This window comes from Novosphingobium sp. BL-S-33 (assembly GCF_056857025.1).
The window spans coordinates 3,246,367-3,262,943 of record NZ_CM166474.1; the positions used below are offsets into that span (position 1 = coordinate 3,246,367).

Annotated in this window: 15 protein-coding genes and 1 pseudogene; 8 read left to right on the forward strand and 8 right to left on the reverse strand. The window is 62.6% G+C overall.

The features are described 5' to 3' along the window. Positions 1-63 precede the first annotated feature (63 nt). Positions 64-537, reverse strand: coding sequence for a DNA -binding domain-containing protein (locus AC1VVM_RS15100; RefSeq protein ID WP_482955375.1), 474 nt, complete (start codon positions 535-537; stop codon positions 64-66). 55 nt (positions 538-592) lie between these two features. Further along, on the reverse strand, positions 593-838 hold the full coding sequence (locus AC1VVM_RS15105) for a transcriptional regulator domain-containing protein (RefSeq protein WP_482955376.1): 246 nt from the start codon (positions 836-838) through the stop codon (positions 593-595). Between the two features lie 353 nt (positions 839-1,191). Here AC1VVM_RS15105 and AC1VVM_RS15110 point away from each other — a divergent pair. The 8 genes and pseudogenes from AC1VVM_RS15110 to AC1VVM_RS15145 form a co-directional block, all read left to right on the forward strand. Further along, positions 1,192-1,521, forward strand: a pseudogene (locus tag AC1VVM_RS15110) (autoinducer binding domain-containing protein); the annotation flags it as partial. A gap of 3 nt (positions 1,522-1,524) precedes the next feature. Continuing rightward, the gene (locus AC1VVM_RS15115) at positions 1,525-1,845 is read left to right on the forward strand and encodes a response regulator transcription factor (RefSeq protein WP_482956361.1); all 321 of its coding nucleotides are present in this window, start codon (positions 1,525-1,527) and stop codon (positions 1,843-1,845) included. 149 nt (positions 1,846-1,994) lie between these two features. Next, complete coding sequence (locus AC1VVM_RS15120; protein ID WP_482955377.1) at positions 1,995-2,510, forward strand: acyl-homoserine-lactone synthase; 516 nt, start codon at positions 1,995-1,997, stop codon at positions 2,508-2,510. Positions 2,511-2,523: 13 nt separating this feature from the next. After that, a complete protein-coding gene (locus tag AC1VVM_RS15125; RefSeq protein ID WP_482955378.1) occupies positions 2,524-3,399 on the forward strand; it encodes a phytanoyl-CoA dioxygenase family protein in 876 nt (291 codons plus the stop codon). After that, positions 3,396-4,007, forward strand: a complete 612-nt coding sequence (locus AC1VVM_RS15130) for a GntR family transcriptional regulator (protein WP_482955379.1) — start codon at positions 3,396-3,398, stop codon at positions 4,005-4,007. The genes AC1VVM_RS15125 and AC1VVM_RS15130 overlap by 4 nt, the downstream gene beginning before the upstream one ends. 168 nt (positions 4,008-4,175) lie before the next feature. Next, on the forward strand, positions 4,176-4,295 hold the full coding sequence (locus AC1VVM_RS15135) for a benenodin family lasso peptide (RefSeq protein ID WP_132392713.1): 120 nt from the start codon (positions 4,176-4,178) through the stop codon (positions 4,293-4,295). A 73-nt stretch (positions 4,296-4,368) separates the two neighbouring features. Next, positions 4,369-5,040, forward strand: coding sequence for a lasso peptide biosynthesis B2 protein (locus tag AC1VVM_RS15140; protein ID WP_482955380.1), 672 nt, complete (start codon positions 4,369-4,371; stop codon positions 5,038-5,040). Beyond that, positions 5,037-6,800, forward strand: a complete 1,764-nt coding sequence (locus AC1VVM_RS15145; protein WP_482955381.1) for an asparagine synthase-related protein — start codon at positions 5,037-5,039, stop codon at positions 6,798-6,800. The genes AC1VVM_RS15140 and AC1VVM_RS15145 overlap by 4 nt, the downstream gene beginning before the upstream one ends. Here the strand turns inward: AC1VVM_RS15145 and AC1VVM_RS15150 are convergent. From AC1VVM_RS15150 to AC1VVM_RS15175, 6 genes are all read right to left on the reverse strand, one after another. After that, on the reverse strand, positions 6,791-8,878 hold the full coding sequence (locus AC1VVM_RS15150; RefSeq protein ID WP_482955382.1) for an Atxe2 family lasso peptide isopeptidase: 2,088 nt from the start codon (positions 8,876-8,878) through the stop codon (positions 6,791-6,793). The genes AC1VVM_RS15145 and AC1VVM_RS15150 overlap by 10 nt on opposite strands. 35 nt (positions 8,879-8,913) lie before the next feature. Further along, positions 8,914-11,481 carry a TonB-dependent receptor domain-containing protein gene (locus AC1VVM_RS15155; RefSeq protein ID WP_482955383.1) on the reverse strand — a complete coding sequence of 856 codons (2,568 nt, stop codon included), beginning with the start codon at positions 11,479-11,481 and terminating at the stop codon, positions 8,914-8,916. Between the two features lie 105 nt (positions 11,482-11,586). Further along, positions 11,587-12,567: a FecR domain-containing protein gene (locus AC1VVM_RS15160; RefSeq protein ID WP_482955384.1), complete on the reverse strand. Its 981-nt coding sequence runs from the start codon at positions 12,565-12,567 to the stop codon at positions 11,587-11,589. Beyond that, on the reverse strand, positions 12,560-13,129 hold the full coding sequence (locus tag AC1VVM_RS15165) for an RNA polymerase sigma factor (protein WP_482955385.1): 570 nt from the start codon (positions 13,127-13,129) through the stop codon (positions 12,560-12,562). The genes AC1VVM_RS15160 and AC1VVM_RS15165 overlap by 8 nt, the downstream gene beginning before the upstream one ends. Positions 13,130-14,216: 1,087 nt before the next feature. Next, on the reverse strand, positions 14,217-15,755 hold the full coding sequence (locus AC1VVM_RS15170; protein WP_482955386.1) for a class I adenylate-forming enzyme family protein: 1,539 nt from the start codon (positions 15,753-15,755) through the stop codon (positions 14,217-14,219). Positions 15,756-15,796: 41 nt separating this feature from the next. Continuing rightward, on the reverse strand, positions 15,797-16,573 hold the full coding sequence (locus AC1VVM_RS15175; protein WP_482955387.1) for a hypothetical protein: 777 nt from the start codon (positions 16,571-16,573) through the stop codon (positions 15,797-15,799). Positions 16,574-16,577 lie beyond the last annotated feature (4 nt).

Genomic DNA, 16,577 nt, shown 5'->3' on the forward strand with positions numbered 1-16,577 from the left:
CTGCCTACCGCCGGACGCGCGCCCTGTGCCTCATTCCGCGCCAGCTGAAACGGCCCTTCGTGCCTAACGGCGAAGCAGGAGTTCCTTGTATCCGCCGAGCGCCATTGCCCCGGCCTGCCGGGCAAGGCGGCGAATGCGGGAACGCAGCGAATCGGACGGATCGTTCCAGTCGCGCTCGACGCTGTCGGCACCGACCAGCAAGCAGGCAAGCTCGCGCTGACTGACGCCGCCAGACAGAGCGTCGTGCACGCGCAGCAGCAGACTGCCACGCGCGACCGCCGGATCGCGCGGATAGAGTTCCTTCCCGAACCGCCGGTGGCGATGCAGTGCAAGCAGCCGCTGCAGAGGCAAGACGCCTGCCTCCGCCACCCCCATACCGTCAAAACAGAAACGCAACCGGACGGCGACCTCTCCGCTGAGTGTGCCTGAGACCACATCCAGCCGGATGTGATGGGAACCGTCGGAAAGGACGGCATGCTCCGTGCCCGAGGCCGCCCCGACAGTGGTCAGCCAGGGCTGGATCCGGTCGATGTGCAAGCACGCTGGGTCGTCGGCAGGTCCGGGCTCGGCTTCGACAGAGAGCGTCGAAGGATCACGATTCGCATGCCAGATTATCCGGGCCGAGAGACAATCCCGGTCCGGCGCTTCGGCGAAAGTGAAGCCCCCATTTCAAGGCGCTCGGCATCGGTCCGCGCGTCGCAGCCGAGGCCTGGACGTACCAGGCGCGGTACTCTGGATCCCTGCGGAGCCATTCCCACATCAGACCGGTACGATCGGCATTCTTTAAATAGAGATAGTCTGAAGGATCCTCCCCATTAGGGAGTCCTTTCGATCTCATTTTGAAAGTTTCTTTGACGAATTAACCACTCTAGGAAAGATTTGAATTAACAAATTTTCATCGAAATACGGACATAATGCCCCTTTAGGTGAATATCCGAGGGCGCCGGCTGGGTGATATGACGCTTTTGCGACAACACCTGCCGGATGGCGGCCTGAGAAACCGCTAGCCTGCACCCAACGAACAGGAAGGGCGATCGCCGGAACAACGGTGACAAGTGACGCCGCCGAAGATCGTAATGTCGAACCTTGGGCACAAGAATGATGGCTTTGATGATGCACCTCGTGAGCATCTTCGAAACAGTCCGCAATATCGACGATCTGACCGAAGCCCTCAGCGAAGCGACAGAGGAAATGGGCTTCCAGCGATACGCGCTTTCGCATCACGGAGGGTTCTTCGATCCGGAGGGACAGCGCTTCCGGCTGCACAATTACCCCGACCAGTGGGCCGAATTCTACGATCGCCATGGCCTCGGGCTTAATGATCCGGTTCACCGGGCAAGCCATGTTACCAATCTCGGATTTCGCTGGGACCGCATCCCGGCGATGATCCCGATGACGGATGGCGACAAGCTGGTCATGAGAAAGGCGCGCGAGGAGGGGATCGTTCACGGGTTCACGGTCCCGGGCTATGTTCCCGGAGAATCCCGCGGGTCGCTCTCTTTCGTGAATTCGAGATCCGTTCCGATGAACGAATTGGTACTGCCCATCGCGCAGTCGGTCGCCCAGTTTGCCTTCGATGCCGCGCGAGGATTGTGGCTCGGCCGGGGCGCCACCGCCAGATCGGGGGCCGCAAAGCTTACCGACCGGCAGCGCGAAATTCTCGTACTGGTTGCCTGGGGCATGAACGACCGGGAGATAGCACGCTACCTCGATCGCAGCCCTGAGACGGTGAAGCTCCACGTCAAGAACCTTTGCCGGCAGTACGGCGTGAACAAGCGGACATTGGCGGTGATCCGGGCACTGTTCGATGGAAATCTGACTTTCACCGATATCCTGCGGCGGTAACATACCCCTTTCCGGGTATGGCGCCGAAGCGGTGTTCGGGATGAACCTTGGTACGTGACAGCCCAGCGTCACGGCCAAGGAGTCATCCTCATGCTCAATGTTCAAAGCTACGAAAACCGCGAAGCCCCGGACGAGGCATTGCGCGCCATGTGGGCCGCGCGAAAATCGGTTTTCATCGACCTGCTCAAGTGGGATCTGCCGGTCCTTGCCGGCAAATACGAACTCGACCACTTCGACAATCCCTCCGCCCGCTACGTGATCCTCGCCTCCCGACCACACAGCCGCATATTCTCGACAGCTTCTACGCCGAGTTTTGCGAGGATGGCGTACCGCGCGGGCCCACTATCAAGGAGATCACGCGGTTCTGCCTGGATCGCCGCCTCAGCGCGGGCGACCGGCGCGAAGCGCGCGACGCGCTGATCTGCGCGCTTGTCGATCACGCCCTCGTCAACGGCATCACTGCCTATACAGCGATAGCCTCGGAAGGCTGGTTCAGGCAGGTTCTGCAATTCGGTTGGGACTGCCGACCGCTCGGACCGCCGCGTCTCAGCGGCAACGAAATGCTTGCGGCGATCCACATCGCAATCGATCGCGACACGCCCGAAAAACTCGCGGCCGCCGGCATCACCACCCACCACCGCGGCTCTGACCGCAGCGCTAATTGAAGGGAAACCGAAGATGGATCTCTTCACCCAAGTCGCGCAGCGCGCCGCCGAGCTCAAGCAAAACGGCTATTGCATCATCGAAAGCGCCCTCCCGGCGGAAACGATCGCGGCGCTCGATGACGACATCGCCCCCCGTTTTCATCGCACGCCGTTCTGCAAGGGCGGGTTCTATGGCGCGACGACCAAACGTTTCGGCCGCCTGCTCGCGCATTCTCCGCACGCCGAAACGCTGGTCCGGCACGCGCTCATCGTCGCGATCGTCGAACAAATCCTGCTTCCCTGGTGCGACTGCATCCAGCTCAACACCGCGCAGGCAATTGCGGTCCATGGGGGCGCCCCCGCACAATTGCCGCACCGCGACCAGGACATGTGGGCCGCGCCCAAGGGCAGCGCCGAATATCTCGTCAATGTGATGTGGCCCCTCACCCCGTTCACCGCCGAGAACGGCGCGACACTCGTCTGGCCCCAAAGCCACGGCGCAGCCGCGCTCGAGCCGGAGCCGAGCGGGCAACCGGTCGCCGTCGAGATCCCGCCCGGCGCCGCGCTGCTGTTCCTGGGCTCGACCCTGCACGGGGCGGGCAGCAACAAGACCGGCGAGGTCCGCCGGGGTATTGTCGTTGGCTATTCGCTCGGCTGGCTCAAACCTTATGAGGCCCAGTGGCTTGCCTATCCACCCGGCATCGCTCGCAGGTTCGATCCCGAACTTGCCGCATTGGTGGGCTACCGTCAGCACCGGCCCAACCTCGGCAACTACGAAGGCCAGTGTCCCTCGATCCTGCTGGATGAGGACTACGATCCCGGTCGGCCGCTCGCCGCAATCGACGCGCTCCGGCCCGATCAGCAAGCGCTGATCGACAATCGCATCGCCGTGCAGGGAGGTGTGTCATGAACGCAGGCGCGACATCGGACCGGATCTACGAGCACATCCGGTTTCTCATAACCCGCCGCGATATGCGGCCCGGTTTCCGCCTCGACCCCAAGGCGATCGCCAAGGATCTGGAAGCCAGCGCCACACCGGTTCGCGAGGCGCTCAATCGCCTTGTCGGCGAGGGCATGGTGGAAACATTGGTCCCAGGCGGCTTCTTCGTTATCACCCTTGATGAGCCGGCGTTGCGCGATCTCTATTCCTGGTCGCGCACGCTCATCGGTCTTTCGCTGCGATCCGGAACCCTCGCGGGACGCGATCCGGCCAGGCTCGGGCGGGGCGAAGACTATCCGGATCGCGTGGCAAACCTTCTCACGGACCTCGTCTACAGTTCGAACAACTCGCAGTACCGCATCGCCATGCGGCGCCTCAATGCGAACCTTCATGCGATTCGTCATATCGAGTCCAACCTGCTGGAAGACGTCGACGGGGAATTCGAAGAACTCAAGATTGCGCTTACCGAGGTTCCCGGAGACTCGATCGGCAAAGTTTTGAAGTCTTATCATCAACGCCGCCATCGCTCGGCTTTTGAGCTCATTCGTCGATGGCAACGCTTTAAACCATACGAATAGCAACACTTGTCTTCACGAAGATCGATATTCCGACAGTCAATAAACGCAATTAACGCGCAAGAGTCGATATATTCTTGATATAGAGTCACTATATAGTTCGTATATCGCTATCTCATTCGTAGGCTTCTTCTGCTGCCAATTCCGGCAGCTTGTTGAAGGAGCAAGACGATGGACCGTGAGAACACGCCGATCGAACTCGGCACCGCCAGCACCGAAACCAAGGGCGTGCAGCCCAACGATCTCGATGTCGGCATCGGCAGCCCGCAGGCGGGCCTGTCGGACGACTGAGCCCAGGGTGGCGCGCAGCTCGGGCTGCGCGCCACTCCTCTGAGATCATCGGGAAACGTGTCTGGAGACGATCATGTCGGGTCACGGACTTCGCCGCGGCGTGAGCTTCTGCGCCATTGGCGAGCGATACATCTTCCTCGATCTCGAGGCAGATCGCTACTTCTGCCTGCCCCAGCCTCTCGACCGCCAGTTTCACCGGCTTACCGAAACCGGCGAGGCTGAGGCGCCGGTCAGGCAGGCGCTGCAACGCATCGGCGTTCTGTCGATGGGGCATGGGTATCCGCTGACGGCCTGCACGCGCCGCGCCCCCGTCACTGCAAGTGCGCAGGCGCAGAGTGGTGCGTCTACATCCGTTTCACGCCTTGCGCCGCTGGGCACCGCGCGGGCGCTAGCAAACAGGTCCCTGTGGAACCGGCGGGTCCGTACGAGAGCCCTTGCCGCAAACATCGCCGACGTCATCAGCAGACGCGAAAACCTGCAGCCCGCGCATGATGCCGCCGCCGCGTTGCAAGCTGTTGCCAGCGCTTATCGCCATGCCGGCCTCATCCGGTCGACCCGAGGGCGCTGCCTTCCCACTTCGATGGCCCTGATGAGCGATCTTGCCAAAGCCGGCGTTTGCGCCCGGATGGTCATGGGTGTGCAGTTGGGGCCATTCAGTGCACATTGCTGGGTGGAAGTGGGTTCTGGCCTCGTGTGCGAGGATGCCGGAACCGTCACTCCCTACGTCCCGATCCTGGTCGTATGATGGGACGCTATCTCGCCTTGATTGGCACGCCGGACCGGCCGATCCCCGATCGCGAGGCGCTTGCCGAGGGCGCGCGCACAGCCGGTCTGGAAATCTGCCACAGCGACGCGCGCCTCTTTGTTGCGGTCTCGCCGGCACTTGCTCATCATCATCTCGGCGAGGATCGCGGCATCGTGATTGGTGAAGTCTTATCGCGCGGCACCAACCTCGCCAGCTCGGCAGAAAGCATCGGTCGTATGCTGGCGGAGCGGCCGGTCGATGCGGACCGCCTCGCCACCTGGTTCTGGGGCAACTACGTCGCATTGCTGCGCGCGCCCGGAAGCGGCGAGATCACGGTCCTTCGCGCGCCGTTCGGCAAACTGCCTTGCCTCTATGGATTCAAGGACGGGATTTCCATCGCGGCATCGGATGTCGCCGCGCTCGGAGTTGCCGGCGTTGGCGTGGGTAATCCTGACGCCCGCGCACTTGCCGAGCGGCTGGCGTTCCCCGGTCTCCCTGGACAGGGCACGTGCCTGACGGGGATCGGCAACCTGCCAGGCGGCGCAACACTGCTAATAGGGCCCGGCGGCGCATCCACGGGAGAAGCCTGGTCCCCCTGGCCCCATGCTGAGCGCGCCCAGTGGTACGAGACGACGGAGCAGGCACAGCATGAAGTTCGCAGCGCGATTTACCAGGCGCTCCGCGCTCTCAGGGGCGATGCGGCGAAGACGCTCCTCATGCTCTCGGGCGGGATCGACTCCTCGATCCTCGCCGCTTGCCTATCATCGCTTGGAGCCGAATATGGCTGCGTCAACTTCGTCCACGAGGACAGCTCCGGCGACGAGCGCAACTGGGCCCGGATGGTCGCGCGGCACCTCGGCTGCCAGCTCGAAGAACTCGATTTTCCGCTGAGCGCCGTCGACGTCACACGATCCGAAAGCGCGGACCTGCCGTCCCCCGGCTCGCGCGTCTTCATGCAGGGTACGAATGCAGCGCTCGCCAGCGCAGCCAACGCACTCGGCGCCGATCTCACTCTCGATGGCGGGGGCGGCGACAACGTGTTCCTTGCTCTCAATTCGGTGGCGCCAGTCACCGATGCCTTGCGACACGCCGATACGTACGAGACGGTGTGGTCGTGCGCGAGGACGGTTGCCGCGCTAGGACAGGCTAGCGCGCTCGAAGTGCTGTGGCGCGCTGCACGCCGCCGGTTCCGGCGATCCGCCACGTTTCGGTGGAGGCCTGACCTTGCCCTTCTTGCCCCTGATGCAATCGCCAATCTGGCATCGCAGGCACCGCACGCATGGCTCAGCGCCCCCAGCAAGGCAGAGCATGGCACAGCCGCCCACGTGGCGGTCATCGCCGCCGCCCAAGGGTGGGCGGAAGATTGCGACCTGCTCAGTCCGGTCCGGCATATCAGTCCGCTTGCGAGCCAGCCGGTCGTCGAGGCATGCCTTCGGGTTCCAAGCTGGTGGTGGTTCCGCGATGGCCGCAGCCGGATCATCGCCCGGGACGCTTTCGCCGACCGCTTGCCAAGGGAGATCGTCATGCGGCAGTCGAAGGGATCGCCCGAAAGCTTCGTCGCCGACGTCTACTGCAAGAACCGCGAAACCGTGCGATCGATGCTGCTCGGCGGTCACCTGCGGCGGCTCGGCCTCATCGATAGCGATGCGGTCGAACGCGCCACAAGTGACACGGAGCCAATCAGGGACACCGCCCACAGGCGTCTGCTCCAACTCTCACAGGTCGAGGCCTGGCTTGCAGCCCGGCACCCTCAATCCTGAGGGCGCCGGGCTGCCTCCCTCTCCTTGGCGAGTTCCTGCCAGTGCGCATATTGTCCGGCCTTGCCGGGATCGGGATCGATCCTGCCCTGGAGCCAGAATGCAAACCAGTCGAGATTGCGCCGATAGACGGCCAGCCGCTGCGCGGGCTGATACTTGAAGTGATAGGCGTCCGGGAAAACGAACATGTCGACGGCTTTGTGCTGCTCCCGGAGCGCGGCAAAGACATCGATCCCGCCAAGATATTCACGATCGGCAACCTGCATCAGCAGCGGGGTGTCAGTGCCGGCCGCGCTCTGCACGATCGAGCCCGGTGCCCAGAACGTGCGGTCATCTGCGGTCAGCGCCCCCCAACCCTGCTCCTGCATATGCGCCGCAAATGCCGGTCCGTAACCCACATTGACCGCCCACGGCTCGAGGCAGCACGTGCTCATCGAAGCGGCGGCGAACTGACGGCTGTTGATCATCGCAAACTGCACGGTGCTCGACCCGTCGCTTAGCCCACTGATGCCGATCCGCTTCGGATCGGCGATGCCCATGGCGATCACCTTGTCGACGCCGTGGTCGATGGCCGACTGGACCTCGCGCCGCCAGGCCCAGTTCCGTATCCCGTCACCCTGTACCTTCTTGATCGAATCGAGGCCCGGATTGTCGTCGGCGACGGCGCGCGGCTTGTTGAAGCTCAGCACCGCAAACCCCGCCGCCGCGAAGGCATGAATGGGATATTCGTCACCCATCGCGCCGCGCAGGAAGCCGTTGCTCATATAGGTGGTGACGATGAGCGGCAGCCGCGTTCCGGGGCGATAATCGGGCGGCAACACGAGGTCGCCGCGCACCTCGGCGCCCTGGTCGTTGCGCCATTCGAGACGCTGGACCTGTCCGAACCGGATGCCCAGGAACTCCGGGTTCGGATCAAAAATGTCGCGCATCGCGCCGGTTGCAGGATCGATCCGCACAACCCTTTGCGGTGCGGTCGCCCGCTCGTAGAGGCAGACAAGTCCGTCCGGCGCCATCGCGCAGTTGCTGACAAGATCTCGCGTTCTGAGCAGCTGGTGCGGTGCGCCCTCGCCCGGCACCCACCGATAAAGCGCGCTGTCACCGCGCGCCCAGCCTTCGCGCCGAAGGTAGATCAGGGCCTTCCCGTCTTTAGTCCACCACATGCTGTCGATCGAACCGCGACAGGCATCCGCATTGCAATCGATTGGGGTGCCGCCGGGCGCGTGGACCGAGAGGAGCAGCGGACTGACCGGGTTGGCAGAACTCCGGTGGGTCTCTGCGAGCCGGCCATCGGCGTTTGCGACCCGAGGCGGCGGCTCGACCTTGCCGATCATGTCGGGCGGAAGCAGCGCCGCCTCTTCCTGACTGGCCGGACGCTCCTCGCCCGTGAGCGGATCGACGACATAGGCGGTCCAGGGAATGGCCGCGTCGGGCATCGGCTTGTTCGACATGATCGGCACGTAGCGGGTATCGTAGTGAAATCCGGACAGCCCCTCCTTCGCAAAGGCCGCCCTCTCCTCCACTTGCCCTCGGCGTCCGGCATAGACGATCGTCTTGCCATCGGTGCTCCATGCCAGGGCTTCGACATCCACCGGCGAATGCGTGATCTGCCGTGCCCGTCCTGAAGCGGCATCAGCGACCCAGACTTGCGTGACGTCATTGTCCCGGCGAAGCCAGGCAATCGACTTGCCGTCAGGCGACCAATGCGGCGTGATCGTCAGCGGATATCCGATACCCCAGATCCGCTTTCGGTACTCGTTGGAAACGAGCGCGAGCTGGCCGCCCCTGTCGAGAAGCCGCGGCGCACTGCGACCCGCCACATCCACAACCGCAAGCCCGACACAATGGCTGTTGGTTGCGGGATCGGCGCGCGTGATGACGAAAGCCAGCTGGCGACCGTCTGGTGAGACGGCAAGTGCCGACGGGGCCGGAACTACGGCCTCGAGCGGCCCGATCTGCCGGAGCCGGACCAGATCCTCGGGCGTGATGTCGCGCTTGGGCCCAGTTGGCCGCACGACCGGCGGCAGCAGATCCGAGCACCGGTCTGCGGCGGCAGCCGGGGTGGCGATCGAAAGCCCGAGCATAGCGCTCGCCAACGCGAGCACGGAAGAAGTCGTCGTTACCATTTCTTGACGACCTCGAGAGCCAGGAAGCGCCCTACGGGCGAATAGTTGGTCGAATCGTAGGGCGTATCGGCCCAGGTCGTGGTGGTGATCTGGGCCGGCATCGCATTGAAGAGGTTGTTCGCCGACACCCCGACTTCGAGACCATCGAGCACGCTGCCTTCGCGAATGAAGCGATAGCGCGCCGAGAGGTCGAGCGTGGTCATGCCGTGCACCTTGTCCGGCGGACTTGCACGCGTATCGACGACCCCGCCTATGTAGCTGAGCGTTCCCGTCAGGCGCCACGACCCGTCATCCCAGCTTGCCGCTGCTCTTCCGCGCCAGTGCGGCGGATTGTAGAGATAGCCTGCAAGTTTCTCGATCGGCTGCCCGTCCGAGAGTTGGCGCTCACTGACGAGATAAGTGGCGTTGAGATCGAACGAGGCTGTGCCTCCGGCCAGCTTGGCCGAATACTGCGCCAGCGCGTCGATGCCGTGAACGGTCTGGCGGCCGGCGTTGACCTTGCGGTTGTCGATAATGGCAACGACCTGCGAGGGATCGTACGCCCCCGTCGTGAAGTTGTAGAACTGGTCGACACCGGAAATGATGCTCGCCTGCTGGGAAGCGCTCGGGTTCAAGCTGACCTGCTGCGCGTAGATCGGATTGGACAGCGACTGCGCCGTCAGTGTGATCGGGGTGACGACGCGGTTCACGTAGTTCGTGGAAAAATAGGTCACTTCGAACGTCGCGCCTTCGAGCGCGGCGGGATGGAACGAGGCCGTCGCCGACCAGCTCCTCGCCCGTTCGGGCTTCAGGTCCTGATTGCCGCCACCGAGCAAGATGGCAGTCGCACTCGCCGGATAGCCGATTCCGCCCAGGCGCGAGGCGGCGTAAAGGCTGGCGGTCTGGGCACCGTACTGATCATAGAAGCTCGGCGCGCGGAACGAGCGCCCCCATGTCGCCTTGAGCTCCAGCGCGTCCACGGGCGCATAGATAAGCCCCAGCTTGGGCGTCGTGATCTGGCCGACGGTATCGTAATCCTCGTGACGCAGCGCTCCGCTCAGCGACAGCTTGCGAACCAGGGGAATGCCAAGATCGGGACTGATGAGCGGCAGGTTGAGCTCGCCGAAGACATAGCGGGCCGTCTCGCTCGGTTTCGCATTCTGGTAACTGCCCGGTCCTGCATATATCTCGAAACCGTTGTCGCGGATGCCCAGCCCCGCCGCGATCCGGGCATCGCCGCCGGGAAGGTGGAACACCGGACCCGAGGCCGCAAGTTCGCCGGTGGTCGAGCGGTTGCGGTACCGCTTTGCGGAAGTGAGCCCCGTGACATCGCTATAGACGTATTCGGCCAGAAGGTCGTTGCGCCCTTTGCCGTATGTCCCGGCTGCCGTGACTTCCCAGTGACCGAGCCGGTAGTGAAGCGCACCGGCAAGCGCGAGCGAGTAGGAATTGTAGGACTGGTCGACGCGGCTGACATGCGGATCGGAGGCCGCATTGAGCGGATAAGTGAGCGAACCCGTTCGCTCGTTGTAGAGGACATCCCCTTCGAACGTGAGGCCGGTCACCAGATCCTGATGCACGTGCGCCGCAACCGCGTGGCGCTGGCTTGCAGGCAGCAGCGTCATGTTCGGGTGCGATATCGTACTGTCGCGCTGGTTCGAATTGAGCTCGGTGTTGCGGTTGTATTCGTAAGTCACGAACATGCCGCCGCCGTTCCAGCGATGTCCTGCAAGGACCCCATAGAGCTGCTGGAAATCACCGCCCTCGGTTGCGCCGCCAATGCGAGCGCGGGTCTGCAGGCCTTCATAGTCCTGCCGCAGGATCACGTTGACCACGCCGCCGACAGCATCCGATCCGTAGATTGCCGAAGATCCATCGGCGACGACTTCGATGCGGTCGACCGCGGCAAGCGGAATGGCCGAGATATCGACGCCCTGAAGCGCGGTATCGTAGGGAAGCCGCCTGCCGTTGAGGATGGTCAGCGTCGCGTCGCTGCCGAGCCCTCTCAAGTTGACGGTCGAACCGCCACCGGCATTTGCGCCTGCAGACGCCGGTACGTTAAGGCCGATCCCCGGGTTCTGCCCGCCGCCGAAGCTTTGCGGAATGTTGCGCGCAGCATCGCCAAGGTCGCCGAAGCCGGAATCCTGAAGTGTCTGGTTGCCAAGGACGATGACCTGGGAAGCCACCTCGGTGCCGCGCAGTCTCGTACCGGTCACGACAATATCATCGCCCCCAGCACCACTCTCCTTCCCGCCGCGCGCCGCGCCGCGGACGACATAACCGTTGCCCGCAGCCTCCGCTTTCAGACCTGAACCTGCGAGAAGACGGTCAAGAGCTTGCTCGAGCGTGAAGGTTCCGTGCAGAGCGGGAGCGCGCCTCGCGGCAACGCTCCCGTCATCCGCAAGGACCGTCCGGCCCGAGAGCAGCGCAAGAGCCCTCAGCGATTCTGCCAGGCGCTGCTCGGGCAGATCGATGGTAAGTTGCGCAGTTTGCTGCGCTGTTGCGACCGAAGGGCAAGCTACAACGGCGAAGAGCGAAGTCGACGCCAGCCAGAGTGTGACGGAGTAAGCACCTTTTTTCATTTTTCGTTTTCCTCCCCGCTACCGTTAATTGGCGGTTCGGGAGGCAAAACGGCGGGAGGCGAATCTGCCCCCCGACTTTTTTCACTTACGAATTGGGAATTGAGTTCAGCGCGGCGAAAGCACGATTTCAGCCGGGTTCGGGCGGACGATACGAAGGTTCAGCATCGCGGCGACGGCATTGGCGAACCCGTCAGGATCGTTCGCCCGCATGGCGCCAGAGATCTTGCGCGAGCCCAGTCCATCGCCCGCTATAAGGATCTGGATCCGGTTGTAGCGGTTGATCGCAGCGGCCGCGTCGTCGAGCCGGCTGCCATCGAACGCGAGCATTCCCGAAACCCATTCGAGATCGGAGCGTGGGACGCTGGCGGCTCCGGCGGGAGAACCGATCTGGACCTGTGTTCCGGGCGCGATCTCGCGTGGCGCTCCGGTGTCGGGCTCTGCCGCGTTCAAGCGCAGTTCTTGCTGGGGCGCGACAATGCGAAGCTGCGGCCCGGCAAGCACAGCGTCGAAGACAATTCCCTCGACGGTCGCGCTCTGGCTACCCGACGTGACGACGAAGGCGCCCGCTTCAGGCGCATTCTCGATACGCACCCGTCCCCTTGCGAGCCTGATATGGCGCGCTGCGCCGGACACGGTGACTTCGACCCGGGTATCGGTGTCGAGCGTGATGGCGCTCGCGTCGGGCAGGCGAAATGTGCGAATTTCGCCAATCCCGGTTTCGTAAGTCGCAGCGCGGGCGGGAGCGATGAGTTCGGGCAGCAAATGACGGGAGACGAGCCACGCCGTCGACAGCCCAGTCACAGCGATCGCGAGTGCAACGCCGAGCGCGACATGCGTGCTATGGCGCATATGAAACGGCGCGCGCATAATCGGGCCGTCGAAACCTCCCGCCTTAGCCCTCATTACTTTCGAGGCGGACCAGACCAGTTCGGCTTCCTCGAACGCCTGCCGGTTGCGCGGATCGGCGTTCAGCCAGGCCTCGAGTTTGGGTTCGAGACCGGGTTCTCCCGCATCGCGGCGATGAAGCCATGACGACGCCGCCCCGTGAAATTCATCGGGAAGCGTGAACTGTTCGGGATCAGTCATGGCGGCGCAAGTGCCGGCCGAGCTGCTTGATCGCGCTACCCATCTGTTTCTCGACCCCCTTCACGCTGAGCCCGGTCTGCTCGGCGATTTCGGCATGACTATAGCCATACACGCGGCACGCGAGGAATATCTGCCGTGTCAGCGGCTTGAGCCGGGCAACGGCCTCTTCGATCCGCTTGAGACGGTCGCGCGCTTCAAGCGCTGCAACCGGATCGCCGTCGGCTATCTCCGCCTCTTCAATCCGTGACATATGCGAAGATGGATGGCGCCTGGTCCAGCGCGCGCTGTCCTTCAGGAGATTCACGCTTGACTGCCGAAGATAGGCGCCGGGATTGTCGAACCTGCCCGCATTCGCGCTGGCCGCAAACCGTACGAAGGCCTGCTGGACAATATCCTCAGGGTCCTCGTGCCGCGATCTGCGAGATACGAAACGCAGAAGGCCAATTCGTTCCTGCCGAAAGATCTGATCGAGCCCGCCGCTCGCCGGAAGGGCAAGGTCATGTTCAGGCGGCAAAGGCTGCTCATCGTCCAGCGGGGCGCGCGCGAAGCCTAGAAATCGCATGGCTCGCCGCCAGCTGGAAGGAGTTCATGCAGTGAAAGCATCTACCGGCTCCGCTCGACTTGCGAGGCGGAGCCGGCAGGACCGGGTGATGAGAACATGCAAGCACATGCGCCAACGCTTTTTGACCGCAAGAAGCGGCTTGGACATTTGCGTCAGCTACCCGGCACGCCCCGAAGGGCGAGACAAATTCTGATTGCTTGCGAGGTTCTCACGCCTCGGCATCGCACGAAAAATACGATGCCTTCGAAATCTACGTCAAGCAGAGTACAAATCAACGATGAATTTGTATCAATGGAAATTGTGGCAAATCCGACACACCTTTGGAGACCGTAAAAGTGTCAGAAATTCTGAAAGCGCCTCAATTTTCTCACTTCTAAAGTGAACGTTCCTGTCGGATTGATCCATCATTTCCCATAAAACGCGCTCTGACTGAATCTAAATATGGGGTAATCTTCGCCACTGGCGTTTTAAACGCCCCGCTTTCTCCATTCCAGGTGCGGGATCCGCTCAGAATCGACCGCCACCGGCGCCAATCCATGCCGAAAATAGCGCATTTGAAGCCAACAAAATCGGCTCCAAAAGTGAGACCCAGACGATCGCGAGGCGAGATTGCGGCGCCCGGCGAATTTCCATTGCGCACTGCCCCACGGTGGGCTCGCCCTTCCCCGCTGAAGTTTTCTTCGCGCTAAATTTCAGTCGTTTTACCGTTATTCTGACGCGCCCGAAACGGGCCATTCGTTCAAATCAATGGACGCTACGCGATCGAGGAAAGCCAGACGGTCCGCCGAACATCGTCGCTCTGCCTCCTCCTTGTCGACAAAATCTGCTTTGATTCGGGCCAATGGGCACGAGGCGCGGATCGACCGAACTTCCTGCTATGCGTCGACAGCGTGGTAGTCGGGCTCGAGGTAGCGGACCTCCATTTCACCGCGATCGCCGTGAGTTCAAAGAACATGGACATAGCTTCGGCAGCGACCGTGCCTGCGACGGGTTGGGTCGCTCCAACGCACTACGGTTGCCTTATCGCGGCCAACCTTGGGCGGCTCCCCTGCTCGAGTCCTTGCTGCGTCTGTCGCTAAGGATCCTGCTAGCTGAGGCGGTTGGAAATGAGGTCGGCAAGGGCCCGGCGCGCGACTTTGTTGGAAGGTAACATTGGTACCTCCTCGCGGCGAATCTCAATCCACCGGCGCGGCACCTTGTAGGGCGACAGGCGCATGCGCATGCTCGCCTCAAGGAATTCGAAATCCGGCTCGACATCGTCTGCCGCTACGATGGCTGCTACGACAAGCTGTCCGCGCTCGCGGTCCGGCAGGCCGACAACGTATGCGGCCCGCACGCCTTCGAGTTCCTGTAGTTCCCGCTCGACTTCTGCGGGCGAGACATTGGAGCCTGCCGTTTTGATCATGTCGCCGCTCCTGCCGACAAAATGCACGCGCGCACCATCCCTGACGCACAGGTCGCCCGTCCGAAAATAGCCGTCGGACGTGAATACGATCCGGCGATCGATCTTGTGAAGCCCAGGCGTCACGGGATAGCCCCTCACCTGCATCTCACCGACCTCACCATCGCACACCTCGCACCCCTTCTCGTCCGCAATCCTGACCTCATACCCTTCTGCGAAATGGTCCATTGGCGTGCAGAGAGGGTATCCATTCGCTCGAAACTCATCGCCAAAGGAATAAGGCCCCAGGGTCTCGCTCATGCCGAGCCCCCACCATGGCTTTGCTTGACGAGCTAGCAACTCGATATCCTCGTCCGCAAGCACGCTGCCCAAAGCCACGCGGGTATCCTGAAGCGTACGCCCCGTGCAGACCGTCGTTGCGCCGGCCTCCCAGTTGGGCAGAAGCGCCATCATGAAACCGCCTACCCAAAACATGGGCAAGCGGGCGACGACTTCCTTGCCCGGCTCAAGCTTCAGCAATGACCTGATGGAGTGCGCGCGGAAAAGCACCGGGCCGTGATCGTGCCGAACCCCCTTGGGAAGCGCCATCGAACCCGAAGTATAGATTTCGACCATCTGGTCCGAAGGCGCTACCTCGCTTTCGACGGCTCTGAGCAGCACTTCCCCGACCTTTTCGGTTTGCTCGCAGAGGCTCGTAAAATCGTGAATTGCCTCAGGTAATCCATCGCGCGTTCCTGTCGCTGCAATCCATCGCAGGTAAGGCACCTGTTCGAGGAACAGGGATCGATCCGTTACCGATGCCAGTTCCGGGATGGCGTCAACAAGACGCGCCACATAATCGTGGCCCAGGAAGGTGCGCTGGAGAACAAGGCCGGCCACGTCTGCCTGTCGCAGGACGCGGACCAATTCGTTTGCCTTCAACATCGTGCTGATCGGTATGGCGACCGCGCCGATCCGCGCGATTGCGGCAAGCACGACAGCGAACTGTGGGCCATTGCCGAATATGAAGCCGATCCGAGCGCCCTTGCCTAATCCGCGGGCAAGAAGCCCTCGGGCAAGCAGCGCAGATCGGGCTTCGACTTCACTGAAGCTGAGAGCCTCCCCCCCTTCGTCCATATCCCGGATCGCAGTCGCCTCGCCGTAGGTCGCGGCGCTTGCCCTCAGAAGTTGGGGAAACGTTGTGGCTTGGCTCGGGACAGGACACTGAGCGGCGAGGTTGGCCATCGAGGTTCTCCGGGTGTGACGCACTTCAACGAGGCTGAGGATCAGGCAAGAGCGAACTCTGGATAGGCGGCAAGGTCCCCGTCGTAGGCGATGCCTCCCGACCAGAACCGATCGCCGCTGATCTTCGTGAAGTAGTGGACAGTGCGAGCGAAGGAGCCTGCAACCGAACGCGGCTGAAATGCGATCCCGCTGGGACTGCAGCCGCGTGCGCGGGCGCTGAAATCGCGCACGGTGAAAGCAAGATCGTCGGTCTGCTGCGCACACAGGACCAGTTGACCGCCGTAAGTATAGCGCCTCGGCTCGATCTGGCTTTCCGAGAGCCTCCCTCTTTTCATGGCGACCTTCCCCGGCGTTTTCGTTACCTCGGGCGCGTGGACGCTGTCATACCAGCGGTGATACTCGTTCTCGCGTCCTGGCGAGAAATTCCCTAGCAGTATGCTGATCCCCGAAAAGGGCTGCGCGGGATCGTGATTGGCACTGTAGCGCCAATCCGAATACATCTCGTAGCTGAGGATCCGTTCGCTCTCGTCCAGATCCTGGATCCAGCCCTTGTCCCTCGCCTCGGCCAAATGTGGGCCAAGCGCGGGAATATCGATCTCCGGCGATACGTGCTCGAACTCGTAGACGCTTGCAAAGCGCCAGGGCTGGGCAATGTCAGCCATGACTTGCGCCGCTGCAACCTCATATCGTTCTGCACGCACAAAGCCGCGGAGCCGCGAGATGCTGCGCTTGTGGGCGTGGTCGAACCAGCGCGCAAAAGCGGCTTCATGCCGGGGCGCGACGTTATGAAGATGGAGCGTCACGACATGGTTCACCATGGGA